General features: G+C 68.3%; 13 protein-coding genes and 1 pseudogene. 9 read left to right on the plus strand and 5 right to left on the minus strand.

Going from position 1 to position 12,822, the window contains the following annotated elements:
• Positions 1-94 precede the first annotated feature (94 nt).
• The 4 genes from B378_RS0112555 to B378_RS0112565 all read left to right on the plus strand — a co-directional run bounded on the left by B378_RS0112555 (position 95) and on the right by B378_RS0112565 (position 3,295).
• A complete protein-coding gene (locus B378_RS0112555) occupies positions 95-811 on the plus strand; it encodes a TetR/AcrR family transcriptional regulator (RefSeq protein WP_017344123.1) in 717 nt (238 codons plus the stop codon).
• Positions 808-2,184 (plus strand): MFS transporter, encoded by a 1,377-nt coding sequence (locus B378_RS0112560; RefSeq protein ID WP_017344124.1) that lies wholly within the window; start codon positions 808-810, stop codon positions 2,182-2,184. Before B378_RS0112555 ends, B378_RS0112560 begins: the two co-directional genes overlap by 4 nt.
• A gap of 296 nt (positions 2,185-2,480) precedes the next feature.
• Positions 2,481-2,684, plus strand: coding sequence for a hypothetical protein (locus B378_RS16510; RefSeq protein WP_082224274.1), 204 nt, complete (start codon positions 2,481-2,483; stop codon positions 2,682-2,684).
• 134 nt (positions 2,685-2,818) lie between these two features.
• The gene (locus B378_RS0112565; protein ID WP_004596863.1) at positions 2,819-3,295 is read left to right on the plus strand and encodes a 50S ribosomal protein L11; all 477 of its coding nucleotides are present in this window, start codon (positions 2,819-2,821) and stop codon (positions 3,293-3,295) included.
• 109 nt (positions 3,296-3,404) lie between these two features.
• Here B378_RS0112565 and B378_RS0112570 read toward each other — a convergent pair whose 3' ends face one another.
• Positions 3,405-4,136 carry a DUF4013 domain-containing protein gene (locus tag B378_RS0112570; RefSeq protein WP_017344125.1) on the minus strand — a complete coding sequence of 244 codons (732 nt, stop codon included), beginning with the start codon at positions 4,134-4,136 and terminating at the stop codon, positions 3,405-3,407.
• 107 nt (positions 4,137-4,243) lie between these two features.
• Between B378_RS0112570 and B378_RS0112575 the strand changes: the two genes are divergently transcribed.
• Entirely contained in the window at positions 4,244-4,531 is a 288-nt protein-coding gene (locus B378_RS0112575) for a hypothetical protein (protein ID WP_017344126.1), read from the plus strand.
• A 30-nt stretch (positions 4,532-4,561) separates the two neighbouring features.
• Here the strand turns inward: B378_RS0112575 and B378_RS0112580 are convergent, their stop codons facing one another.
• Together B378_RS0112580 and B378_RS0112585 are read right to left on the minus strand one after the other, a co-directional pair.
• On the minus strand, positions 4,562-5,017 hold the full coding sequence (locus B378_RS0112580; protein WP_017344127.1) for a universal stress protein: 456 nt from the start codon (positions 5,015-5,017) through the stop codon (positions 4,562-4,564).
• 103 nt (positions 5,018-5,120) lie between these two features.
• The gene (locus B378_RS0112585) at positions 5,121-7,025 is read right to left on the minus strand and encodes an ATP-binding protein (protein WP_017344128.1); all 1,905 of its coding nucleotides are present in this window, start codon (positions 7,023-7,025) and stop codon (positions 5,121-5,123) included.
• Positions 7,026-7,129: 104 nt separating this feature from the next.
• Here B378_RS0112585 and B378_RS0112590 point away from each other — a divergent pair, with 104 nt between their 5' ends.
• The 3 genes from B378_RS0112590 to B378_RS0112600 all read left to right on the plus strand — a co-directional run bounded on the left by B378_RS0112590 (position 7,130) and on the right by B378_RS0112600 (position 9,691).
• On the plus strand, positions 7,130-7,465 hold the full coding sequence (locus B378_RS0112590) for a hypothetical protein (RefSeq protein WP_017344129.1): 336 nt from the start codon (positions 7,130-7,132) through the stop codon (positions 7,463-7,465).
• A 69-nt stretch (positions 7,466-7,534) separates the two neighbouring features.
• On the plus strand, positions 7,535-8,242 hold the full coding sequence (locus B378_RS0112595; RefSeq protein ID WP_017344130.1) for a DUF2270 domain-containing protein: 708 nt from the start codon (positions 7,535-7,537) through the stop codon (positions 8,240-8,242).
• Between the two features lie 54 nt (positions 8,243-8,296).
• Complete coding sequence (locus B378_RS0112600) at positions 8,297-9,691, plus strand: M28 family peptidase (RefSeq protein ID WP_017344131.1); 1,395 nt, start codon at positions 8,297-8,299, stop codon at positions 9,689-9,691.
• A gap of 65 nt (positions 9,692-9,756) precedes the next feature.
• Here B378_RS0112600 and B378_RS0112605 read toward each other — a convergent pair whose 3' ends face one another.
• Positions 9,757-9,948, minus strand: coding sequence for a hypothetical protein (locus B378_RS0112605; protein WP_017344132.1), 192 nt, complete (start codon positions 9,946-9,948; stop codon positions 9,757-9,759).
• Positions 9,949-9,995: 47 nt separating this feature from the next.
• Positions 9,996-10,736, minus strand: coding sequence for a helix-turn-helix domain-containing protein (locus B378_RS0112610; protein ID WP_017344133.1), 741 nt, complete (start codon positions 10,734-10,736; stop codon positions 9,996-9,998).
• A 353-nt stretch (positions 10,737-11,089) separates the two neighbouring features.
• On the opposite strand from B378_RS0112610, the pseudogene B378_RS15920 reads away from it, so the two are divergent.
• Positions 11,090-12,388 (plus strand): annotated as a pseudogene (locus tag B378_RS15920) (RNA-guided endonuclease InsQ/TnpB family protein).
• Positions 12,389-12,822: the final 434 nt, after the last annotated feature.

Consider the following 12,822-nt stretch of genomic DNA (forward strand, 5'->3'; position numbering starts at 1 on the left):
CGCGGGCGACGGGCCGCGCCGGCGGCGGTCGAACTCGCCACCGGACGGCCCCGACCGATAGGGATTTACCGCTCGCTGACTGACCGGTCAGTCAATGAGCGACTCGCCGAGCGCGGCAGCGGAGATCATGGACGGGGTGTACAGCGCCCTCCGCGCTCACGGCTACGCCGACCTGACGATGCAGGACATCGCCGACGAGTGTTCGAAGAGCAAGTCGCTGCTCCACTACCACTACGACACGAAGGAGGACCTCCTCGTCGCCTTCTTGGAGTACATCATCTCCGACTCCGAGGAGCGGATCGCTGCCCGCGCGGACGACCCGCCGGTCGACCGGTTAGTCCAGTTCGTCGGCTGGTTCGTCTTCGCGCCCGACGAGGCCGACCGCGAGGCGTTCCACATCGCCCTCTTGGAGCTTCGCACGCAGGGGCCGTTCAACGAGCGGATCCGCGAGCAGCTGGCGCGCAGCGACCGGCTGCTCCGCGGGACCGTCGCCGACATCCTCGCGGACGGCATCGAGGAAGGCGTCTTCCGCGACGTCGACGTCGAGGAGACGGCGGCCCTGCTCGTGGCGACCCTCGACGGCGCGCGGACCCGGCAGATCACGCTCGCCGGCGCCGAGCGCGGCGACGAGGGCGACGGCTACACCCGCGAGGTCGCGGAGGCGGCGCTCCGACGGATCGTCGGGCCGCTGCTCGCCGACGGGGTCGACCTGCCGCCGCTCGACGACGCGATCGACGAGCTGCGGCGCGATTCAAACGATTCTGAGAACGAGAGTCAGGAAGCCGACGAGCCAGCGGACGACCCCGAATGACTCGCTTCGGGTTCGAGCGGCCGCCGCCGGTCCTGCTCGCGGTGATCGCGAGCACGTTCTTCGTCGGCTTCGGCGGCGGCGTCGTCTTCCCGATCTTACCGAACCTCGGCGCGGTCCTCGGTATCTCGGCGTTCATGGTGGGCGCGATCCTCTCCGCGAACCGGTGGGTGCGGCTCGTCGCGAACGCGCCGGCTGGCGCCCTCGTCGACCGGTACGGGACGCGCACGCCGTTCGTCATCGGGCTGTTCGTCGAGGGGGTCGCCACGCTCGGCTACGTCGTCGCGCTCGCGATGCCCCCCGCCGAGTCGCTCCGCCCGCTCGCGGCCTCGCTGCCGAGGTTCGCGGCCGGCCCGCTGGTCGTCGGCGCGGAGGAGTGGTTCGCCCCGATCGACGTCGCCGTCGCGCCCGAGACGTGGTTCCTGCTCGCGCGGATCCTCTGGGGGCTCGGCTCCGCCGCGGTGTTCGCGACCGCCTACACCATCGCGGCCGACCTCTCCGACAGCGGCTCGCGCGGGACGAACATGGGGATCGTCCGCGGCGGGATCACGATGGGGTTCCCGGCCGGCCTCGTGCTCGGCGGGATCGTCTCCGCGCTCGCGGGCAACGTCGCCGCCTTCACCGTCGCCGCCGCGTTCGCGCTCACGGCCAGCGTGGTCGCGTACCGCTACGTCCCGGAGACGCACGTCACCGGCGACCGCTCGGGAGATTCGATCAAGCCGTGGGAGGTCGACACCGCGATCCCGGCCGTGACGGTCGGCTTAGTCAACTTCGGGCTGATGTTCGCGTACATCGGCGCGCTGTTCTCCACGCTCGTCTTGTTCCTCGGCGCCGAGGACATCTCGCTGTTCGGCCTCGCCCCGCAGGGCACTTCCGGGCTGTTCATGGCCGGCACGGTCGTCTCGGCCGCGTTCTTCATGCTCGTCGGCGGGCGGGTCTCCGACACCCGGGACTCCCGGACGCCGATCCTGCTGGCGTTCCTCGCCGTCTCGTTCGTCGGGTTCCTGCTGCTCGCGCGGGCCGGGTCGGTCCTCTCTTTAGGCCTCGCCTGCGTCTTCATCGGCGCCGGACAGGGCGGGACGAGCGGCCCGATGATGGCCCTCCTCGCGGACCTCACCCCCGACGAGCGGATGGGGCGCGCCTCGGGGACGAACAACGTCCTCGGCGACGTCGGCGGCGGCCTCGGACCCATGGTGTCGCTTCCCCTCATCGAGGCGGTCGGGTTCACCCCCATCTACGCCGCCTGCGCCGCTCTGCCGCTGCTCGCCGGGGGCGTCCTCCTCCTCGGCGTCCGCCGGGAGACCGGGACGTTCCTCCCCGGCCGCGTCGCGGACGAGGCGGGTTCGAGCGACCCGTCGAAGGTCGTCGACTCGTAGTCGAGGGGGCCTTCGACCAGCGCAGCTACGGTTTATAAACGAACGAGGCGGTGGCGCGTGCCTGCGAGCGGCCCTTGGCCGCGAGCAGCACGCGCGAGGGAGCGGTGAGCGCTCGAAGAGCGCGAACCGCGAGGCTGGGGAGGTGTGAGGTGCCGTGCGGCGCTGTGCGGGGGCGGGGTTCAAAGGGGCAGCCGGGAGGCGGCCGTAGGCGACGCAAGCACCGCAACGAGGGAGCGGTAGCGACCGAGTGAGGAGCGCAGCGAGCGTACGGCCGCCTCCCGGCTGGGGCTTTGGAGGTGTTTGCGGCCGATTCGCTGTCAACTGTTTATAAACGAGCGGCTGGGGCTTTGGAGGTGTTTGCGGCCGATTCGCTGTCAACTGTTTATAAACGAGCGGCTGGGGCTTTGGAGGTGGTCACGGTCGCTCCGGCATCGACTATTTATAAACGGGCGGCTAGAGATTCGCTAGCGTTCCACTCGGTATCGCTCGATCTTTTATAAACACGCACTGGACCAGCGTCGCTCGCCGAATGGGTGGTTCACCGCCAGTTACCCGATATATATGGTGTGCGAACCGCTGACTCCCCCTGCCCGAAAGAACAACCGTTAAAAGTCGGCGACGGGTTCGTACGGACATGGCTGGAACTATCGAAGCGCTCGTCCCCGGCGGGCAGGCCAACCCCGGCCCGCCGCTCGGTCCCGAGCTCGGACCGACGCCGGTGGACGTCCAGGACGTCGTCGCGGAGATCAACGACGAGACCGCTGCCTTCGACGGCATGGAGGTGCCCGTCACCGTCGAATACGACGACGACGGCTCCTTCACCATCGAGGTCGGCGTGCCGCCCACCGCGGAGCTCATCAAGGACGAGGCCGGTTTCGAGACTGGCTCCGGCGAGCCCCAGGAGAACTTCGTCGCCGACATGTCGATCGAGCAGGTGAAGACGGTCGCCGAGCAGAAGTCGAGCGACCTGCTCGCGTACGACACGAAGGCCGCCGCCAAGGAGGTCGGCGGCACCTGCGCCTCCCTCGGCGTCACCATCGAGGGCGAGGACGCCCGGACGTTCGACGACCGCGTCGACGCCGGCGAGTACGACGACGTCCTCGACGAGTAACGCCCCTTTTCGCGACTCTCCGACTTTCGGCGCCGCTTTCGATTCCGACCCGTTACACCGCGGGCCGTTCCGACCCGTTACACTGCGGACCGGCTACACCGTGGACCGGCTACACCACGGGCCGCTCCGCGGGCTCCGGCTCGGGCGGTTCGGTCGCGACCGGCCGCACGTCGGCCCACGTCCAGCCGACGATCGCGGCCGCGGCGACGAGCGCGTAGAACTGGACGAACACGCCGGCGATCGTCCCGAGGACCGGAACCACGGAGAGCACGCCGATCGCGAGCGCGCCGGCGAGGACGACGACCGCCGCCGTGAGCCAGCCGGTCGCGTACGCCCGCTTCGTCACGACGCCCCAGAGCGTCCCGACGGCGAACCCGTCGCCGACCCGTCCCGAGTCCGCGACCGCGGCCAGCGCCGCCGGCGTCACGTAGAGCCCGACGAGCGACAGTCCGAGAGCGACGAGCCCCGCGACGAGGACGACGATTCCGACGACGAACGTGCCGAGGAACGTCCCGGCGCCGCCGTCGCCGGCCCCCGGAACCACGACGAACGCGCTGAGACTCACGGCCACGGCGGCCGCGACGACCGCGAGCGGGAGCAGCGAGTAAACGAACGCGACCGCGAACGCCTTCAGCCCGTCGACGAAGAGCTCCCCCCACTCCCCGAAAACCGGCGGCTCGCCGTCGCCGTCGGCGGTGCGCCGCAGGACCCGCGTCAGGTAGCCGAGGACGAGGATCGAGGGGATGACGAGCGGGCTCGCCAGCAGCAGAAGCCCGCCGATGACGGCGGTGGTGACGGCGTCGTCGCCGTCGCGAAGGTAGGTGAGCGATGCTTCTATCATGATGATTCTCACACTTCTAACGCGCCGCGAGGTATTAACCTAGTACGGCGGCGTTCAGCGGCCACCGGAGCCGACGGATTTTATCCGACCCGACCCGACTCGTCGGTATGCCGGATCTACACCCGATCGCGAAGCGGATCCACAACGTCCAGCCCCGGCCGGTGCGGCTCGAACTCGACACCGGCGACAGCGGCGTCTTCGAGTTCTCATCGACGGAGTTCTTCCAGCGGGAGTTCCGCGGCGAGGGCGTCCGGACCGACGACGACCGCGACGCCGACTTCCGGCTGATCAGCTCCGACGACTACGAGCGCATTCTGCTCGGTCGCTCCGGGTCCGACGAGGAGGGGTGGTCGATGGTCGGCGAGGTGGTCGCGGCCGAGCGCGCCGAGGAGTGAGGGGACGGCGGGTCGCCCGCGGAGCCCGACTCAGCGAACGACCGTCACGGGCACCTCGGCGCGGCGCACCACGCCCTCCGCGACGCTGCCGAGGAGGACCCGCGAGAGCCCGGTCCGCCCGCGGCTCGCCAACACCACGTGGTCGAACGGTTCGCCGGGAGCGTCGTCGTCCTCGCCGACGGGCTTCTCGCCGCCGGCCACCTCGAGGATCGTCTTCGTCGGGCGCCCGACCTCCAGCCGCGTGTCGATCCCCTGATCGACCGCCTCCGCCGCTTCGGAGAGGATCCGCTCGCCGCGCTGCTTGGCGCTGGCGTACCACTGGTCGGAGGCTCCCGGGAACCCCCCCTCGGCGCCCGTCGCCGAGTCTGCGGGGTTGATCACGTGGAGCGCCGTGAGGTCGGCGTCGGGCCACTCGCCGGCCGCGAACCGCAGCGCTTCGGCCGCCTCCTCCGACCCGTCGACCGCGACGAGGATGCGTTTGCTCATACGCGGCGGTTCGCCCGCTCCGGCAATAAAGGGCGGCGGCGACTCCGACGGGGCGGCAATCCGGGGCGCGCCGCGTCGCGCAGAGGGGCGCGGATACGTCTCGTCAGTCGTGCCGCGTCACGCACTCCGAGAGGCCGATCAGCTCGACGGGCTCGGAGTTGTCCGGGGAGTAAACGACCATCTGCCCCTTCTCCATGTACGGCACCTTCCCGGCGAGGTTCGTCGGGATGTTGACGCTGGAGATCGCGTCCTCGTCGCCGAGGTTCAACACGATCTTCGTGTTGACCTGTTTAAACACCGACTCCGCCACGTCCTGCGGGTCCTGCGTGATCAGAAAGAGGCCCAACCGCTCCTTTCGGCCCTGCTTCGCGGCCTCCGTGAACTTCTGGACGACCTTCTCCGCCTGGACGTTGTCGGCGTCGGCGAGGAAGTTGTGTGCCTCGTCCATGCCGACCAGCAGCGGCGTCTCCTTGATCCGGTCGCTCGCCGGGTCGTTCGAGAGCTTGTCGTCGACGAGCAGTCCCGCGACCGCGAGGACGACGATCTCCTTCTGCCGGGAGGTCGGCAGGTGGTAGGTGGGGACGACCGAGAGCCCGCCGGGGCGCACGAGCGTGTGGTCAAGCTCCGTGATTGGCTTTGCGTCCTGATCGAACACGCCGCTCGGGACGCCCCGCACCCGACGCTTGACGGCATCGAACGTCGCCTCGTGGACCCGACCGCTCTCGTGGAGCTCCTCTTTGAGCGCCGGGTCGTCGAGGTACGAGAGGAACTGGCTGTAGGTTCCCGAGTCCCCGTAGTTGTCGAAGAAACGGTTGAGAAGCGTCAACAGCGCGGGGTACTGGTTGTCGTTGAGCCCGGACCCCGCGACGAGCCACGGCATGTCGTCCGCCAGCGAGAAGGGGATCGTGAACTCGACGCGCTCGGCGCGGTGCCCCTCGCCGGGGTACGTCGCGTTCGCGACGCGCGGCACGAGGGCGACGGTGTCGTCGTGGCCGCCGTGGGCGATCCCCTCGCGCTCTAAGCGTCGCGCGAACGCGTCGTCGAGGTCGGGGTTGTCGTCGTGCATCTGCGCGTACTCGTCCTGCGGGTCGAACTGGACGACCGCCATCTGCGACTCGCGGCCGTCGCCCATCGGATAGGTCCGGTCCGAATCGAGGTACTGCCGGAGGACGTTCTTCGAGGCGTGGGTCTTCCCCGACCCGGTGCCGCCGGCGACGAGCGTGTGCCGGAACGCGAGCGGGTCGCCGTCGGTGTAGTCGTCCTTCACGCGGTAGTCGACCGTGGGGGGTTCGGCCGCGGTCCGGACCTTCTCGCCGCCGACCGAGAGGTGGCCGAGGAAGACGCCGTCGTCGGGGATCTTCAGCCCCGTCTTGATCTCGGCGTCGTCGGCCGCCTCCTCGACGACGGCGCCCGGCTTGGGCACGCGGTCCGTCATCCGCCGCTTCATCGAGTCGCCCTCGCCGTAGACGACGGACATCGGTTCGAGGTCGGCGACGAACTTGTAGTCGCGCTCGGCGAACTCGTCGCGGCGCATCTGCCGGCGCGCGTGGATCTCGGTCGCGTCGTCCGACTGGAACTCCTGCGCGTACTCCAACCCCGTGATCCGGCAGAACAGCCGCTCTCCGTCCGGGTACGGGATCAGGAGGTACTTCCCGAGCCGCACGGACTCGCGGTTCCCGGTCGTGACGAACGCCTTCAGCGACGTCTCCTCTTCCTCCTCGGCGACCCGGAGCCCCTGTGACACCGACACGACGCCCAGCCCCGAATCGGTGCCGGCCGGCGTCGCGTCGTAGTCGGCGAACGCGTCGTCCTCGCGGTCGTCGCCCGCGTCGGACTCGGACCCGCCAGACGAGGCGTCCGCCCGCGGGGCGTCCCCGGGCGCGTCGGCGGCGTCGGCGCCGTCGGCGGCGTCAACGGCGCTTCCGCCGTCGGCCGCGGAGTCGGCCTCGTCCGCGCGGCCGTCGGCGTCGTCGTCACCGCTGAACTCGGTGAAATCCTCCAGCGTCATGGCGGATCCACCGGCCGCCGGGCCGAAAGCGTTTGCCCTCGCGTCGCGAGGGAGGGGAATCCCTCCCGCGGCGCCCTTATCCCGCTTGACCCCGTACCTGTGGCATGATACTCGTTCGCGGCAGCGGCGGCGGGACGGACCTCACCGGCACGGTGTTCGAGCGCGGCGAGGAGCCGCCCGCGTACAAGGGCGCGCCGAACGAGGACGCCCCGTACGTGTGGGTGTGCGACGCCTTCTACGAGGTCGAGAGCGGCGGCTCGCCGCTCGTCGTCGACGGCGAGGAGATCCGGGTCGCCTTCGAGGAGCCGATGCCCCGCGGGTTCGACACCCGCGAGCAGGCCGTCGAGGCAGCTCGCGACCACGTCCGCACGCAGTTCGCGCGGATCGGCGTCGACCCCGCCGACGTCGAGGTCGAAGTATCCGCGGCGGACCCGGCCTGAGACCGTCGGAGAGTTCCGTCTCTCGCTTTCGGTTGGTGGTTTTACCCGTGCGCCCTCGGTACGGCCGGTATGTCCGACCCACCGGAGGACTTCGATCCCGAGTCGCGCGAGGAGCGCGAGGTCGCCGCCGAGGCAGCGACCGACCGGTCCGACTTCCTCTCACTGATGGCCCACACCTACCGCGGCGAGCTCGGGCGGACCAGTTCCTGGCGGACTCGAATCGACCGCACGACCAACTGGGCGGTGGTGGTGACCGCGTCGCTGCTCACGTGGACCTTCTCGAACGAGTCGCGGCCGCACTACGTGCTCCTCATCGGGCTCGTCATGCTCAGCGTCTTCCTCGGCATCGAGACGCGCCGGTACCGTACCTTCGACGTCTGGCGGTCTCGCGTCCGCCTCTTAGAGGAGAACGTGTTCGCGAACGCGCTCGACCCGGAGGGCGTCGAGGAGTCCAACTGGCGGCGGCTCCTGAGTGAGGACCTCCGCGAGCCGACGATCAAGATGCCGACCGTCGAGGCGGTGTCCCGGCGGCTCCGGCGCGTGTACGCGCCGCTCTTCTCCGTCCTCATCGCCGCGTGGGTCGTCAGACTCACCGTGTTCACGCCGTCGGGGAGCGGCGTCGTCGAGACGGCCGCGGTCGGCGCGCTCCCGGGCGCGCTCGTCCTCGCCGCCGTCGCCTGTTTCTACCTCGTCGTGCTGGCGCTGACGCTGCGGCGGGCCCCGCGGCGGGCCAAAGGCGAGATGCAGACCGCCGGGAACGGCGACGAGTGGAAGTGAGTCCGCGGGCTCCGCATCCCGAACCCCTTTTCGCCCGCGGCCCAACCGGACCGTATGACCGAGCTACCGGACCGCGTCGTCGGCGACGCGCGGACGAGCGACTTCGGGTGGAGCCTCCTCACGGACCTGACCGACATCGGGAACCGGATGGCCGGCTCTGCGGGCGAGCGCCGCGGCGCCGAGCGCGTCGTCGAGGCGTTCGAGGACGCCGGGCTCCGGAACGCCGGCCTCGACGAGTTCGAGATTCCCGGCTGGTGGCGCGGCGAGTCGTCGCTCGCGGTGTCGGGCGCGGTCGAGCGACACCACGCGAACTCCCACGAGGTGATCGCGTTACCGGGCACGCCGAGCGGTGAGGCGACGGCTCCGCTCGTCGACGTCGGCGACGGCACCGACGAGGAGTTCGCGGCCGCGGGCGACGCGCTGGAGGGTGCGATCGCCATGGCCTCCTCGCGCACGCCGGAGAACCGAGACCGGTGGATCCACCGGATGGAGAAGTACGTCGCGGCGGCCGAGCGCGGCGCCGTCGGGTTCGTCTTCCGGAACCACATCGAGGGGGCGCTCCCGCCGACCGGCGAGATCGGCTACCACAACCGGCCCGGCCCGATCCCCGCGGTCGGCGTCTCGAAGGAGGTCGGCGACCGACTCTCGCGGCTCGCCGAGGCGGCCGAAGGCGACGGCGACGGGTCGGGAAGCGGCGCCGCGGAAGACGACCGCCCGACGGTCTCGCTCGACGTCGACTGCCGGAACGAGCCGACGACCTCGGTGAACGCCGTCGCGGACGTCGGGCCGGACACCGAGGAGGCGGTGTACCTCACCGCCCACGTCGACGCCCACGACGTGAGCGACGGCGCGAACGACAACGGCGCCGGGTCGGCGCTCGTCGCGGAGGTCGGCCGCCTGCTCGCGACCGTCGAGGACGACCTCGACACGCGGGTGCGCCTCGTCACCTTCGGCTCGGAGGAGATCGGGCTGTGGGGGGCGTATCACACCGCGGAGACGACGCCGGAGGAGAAGATCGCCTGCGTGGTCAACCTCGACGGCGCCTGTAGCTCTCGGAATCTCCGCGTCGGGACGAACGGGTTCGCGGGGATGCGCTCGACGTTCGAGGCGGTCGCGGACGCGTTCGACGCGCCCCTGACGACCGGCGAAACGATCTCGCCGCACGGCGACCAGTGGGCGTTCGTTCAGGAGGGGATCCCGGCCGTGATGGCCTCGACGACGAGCGACCAGTCCGGGCGCGGGTGGGGCCACACCCACGCCGACACCCTCGACAAGCTCGACTCGCGGGACCTCCGCGAGATGGCGACGCTCGTGGCCGCGGCCGTCTACCGGTTCGCGACGGGCGACGTCGAGGCCGAACACCGGTCGCGGGAGTCGATCCGCGACGCCATCGACGAGGGGTACGTCGAGGAGCTGAAGACGGGCGGGCGGTGGCCCTACGACGAGTGACTACGGTGGGGAAAATCGAGGATAGCGCGGCGGCTCACGGATCCCTCGCCGATCCGCCGTCCGACTCACTCCTCGTCGGAGTCGTCGCAGACGCCGAGCGGGAGCGATTCGGGGACGTCGCCGTCGCCGTCGAGGCCGGCGTACGCGTCGTCGATGAGCCGGGCCAACTGCGTCTCGGGGCTCACGCCGCGGGCGGCGGCGAGGGCCGCGAGGCGCTCGTACTGCTCGTCCGGCACGGAGACAGTTCCATCGTCCATACGCGGCGCTCCGTCCCGAAGCTACAAAAGCGTTGGTCTGGCCCCGCTCACGGTGAATCCGACCGGTCCGCCTCGCGGACGGCGCCGACCGGCTCGCCCTCCGCGAACCGGTCGAACAGCGCGTTCATCACCGTCGACTCCGCTCGTGAGAGGTGTTCCCACACCGTCGTCGAGCCGAGACCCAGCTCCGCGGCGACCTCCTCGACGCCGACGCCCCCGCCGTGGTCGTAGTAGCCCGCGGCGATCGCGGTCGCGAGGACCTCCCGCTGCCGGTCGGTGAGCCCGTCGAGGAGGCCGGACGCCGGGAGCTGCGGCGAGCGCTCGATCGACGCCAGCTCGACGTTGCGCGCCAGCTCCACCTCGTTGCCGCCGCGTTCGAGTTCGCGCATCACCGCCGAGAGGTCGTCGTCGTCCTCCAAGTACGCCGTCCAGCGCTCGACGCCGCCGGAGATGGTCGTCCCCGTCCGGTAGTGGATCCCCATCCGCGAGAACCGGTCGCCGATCCCGTCCCAGTCGGCGGCGTCGACGTCGATCGTCAGGGCGACGTAGGCGTGCGTCCCCTCGATCGGCGCCAGCGGCTCCGCGGAGACGATCAGGTCGAACTCGCGGAACTCCTCGACGAACGCCTCGATCTCCGCCGACGGCCCGGTGAGCTCGGCGATCCGCTTGTGCTCGGGGCCGCTGCCGGTCATCGAGGAGACAGACCGGTAGCGCACCTCCGGGTGGCGCGCGCTCACCTCGCACTCCGGCTCCCCCGCGTGGTGGATCCGGAACGTCACTTCCCGCATGGTGGCGTCTGAGGCGTCCGAGGTTCAAACGGGTTCCGGACCGTCGCGAGCCATTTATACCCGCGACCGCGCAACGATCGGCGTGGTGGCGATGACATGTAGCGAGCGGAAGCCCACCCCTTCAGGGGTGGGTCTGAGCGATATCATTCCGTAGTAAACCACACGCTACGACTCGTCTGGATGTTCCACGTTAGCGAGTCCAGTGTTGACTAACTCGATATACGCTTCGGTGAGGGTTCGGTCAGTTTCTTCGGCCCACTCTTTCACCTGTCCGTGGAGCGACCACGGAATATCCACGTTTGGACGCATCAGTGACAAGACTTTAGGACCACAAGACTATATTAATTGGTGTCGTGAGGCGAACCAACACGTTCGCGATACGCCCGCTCTCCGACAACGACAAGCGGCTACTGCGGGACCTGTTGGACGCCTCTGCGAGCCTGTGGAACGAGTTGAACTACGAGCGCCGCCAGCAGTTCTTCGACGGCAAAAGCGTGTGGGACACCGCCGACTACCGGAAACAGTATATCGATGTTCTCGGCTCTGCCACTGCACAGCAGGTCATTCGGAAGAACAAATCGGCGTGGCAGTCGTTTTTCGCCACCCACGGGAACGGCGAGGACACCGCACCGCCGGGCTACTGGGGCAACGAGGACGACGGTAGAGAACTCCGCACGTTTATCCGCAACGACCAGTACACGCTGGAAACCGGCGAGCGGTCACGAATCGAGATACCAGTCGGTCAAGCCCTGAAAGACGAGTACGGGCTTGGGTATCACGACCGCCTTCGCCTCGAAGTGTGTGGCGCTCCGAAATGGGACGGCGAACAGGGCCGATTGGAGATACAGTACGACGAGACAGACGACACGTTCAGGGCCTTTCAGCCTGTCACCGTACCTGATTCTCGGCAGGATTCACCACTGGCTTCTCACGAAGCCGCGCTGGACGTGGGCGCAAACAATCTCGTCGCCTGTACCACCACGACCGGCCAGCAGTACCTCTACGAAGGCCGCGACCTGTTCGACTGCTTCCGGGAAACCACCGAGGAGATTGCCCGGTTACAGTCCAAACTCCACGAGGGACGATACAGCAGTTAGCGGATTCGGCGGCTGTATCGCACACGGACGCGACGGCGCAACCACGCACAGGACGCGCTGGTTCGAGACCTGATGGAACGGCTCTATGCCGAAGGGGTCGCAACGGTGTACGTGGGCGACCTCACGGACGTTCTTTCGACGCATTGGTGTGCTGAGGTGAACGCAAAGACGCACCACTTCTGGGCGTTCCGGGCGTTCATCGAGCGGCTGTCCCACACCGCCGAAGAATACGGTATCACGGTCGAAGTACGGTCAGAAGCCGACACAACGCGAACGTGCCCAGCGTGTGGCGAGCAGGACGACACCGACCGGGACGGCGACGTGTTCCGGTGTCCGTGCGGTCACGAAGCCCACGCCGACCTGTGCGCGTCTCGCACGTTCCTCGACGAGCAGGCTGGCGAAGCCGTTAGGTCGATGGCACGGCCCGTGCGCCTCAAGTGGGACGACCACACCTGGTCGGAGCTATCACACTCTCCCGAGAGGGCCAGTCCCAACGAGGAGCGCACAAACCGGAGTACCGGGGACGGGAAAGTTGCCTCTGTGGGGACAGCATAGCCAACATCCTCACCGGAGGAATCCCACTCCTGAACGGGTGGGGGGATGTCAAGAGTCGGTTACCCCTACGTGAGTCGATTCTTATTAGTAGATGTTAATTGACAAGTAGAATGCAGCGATACAATCAGCTGCTACAGTGGAATCCGACCTAGGTTAGAGAAGAGGTTTGGCCGTTCCAATTTGTACTTCGCACAGTTCCAAGAATATATTACAATTGAGGCTTTTAATTAAGTTAGACTTGTGAAGTTCGGTTTAGTAGACTCATTTACACAGATACAGTCATATTATAAGTCATGATGAAGAAATGACGTTGCTCTCTCTTCTTCAGAAGGAATGTAATGAATCTGGTTACCTACCTATCTATCAATGAAAGCATCTTCTATCGCAATCAGTTTATAATCGTGAGCGAGTACGTCGGACCGTGGTGGCCATGA

The sequence above is a fragment of the Halorubrum sp. T3 genome, from assembly GCF_000296615.1.
Classification (GTDB): Archaea; Halobacteriota; Halobacteria; order Halobacteriales; family Haloferacaceae; genus Halorubrum; species Halorubrum ruber.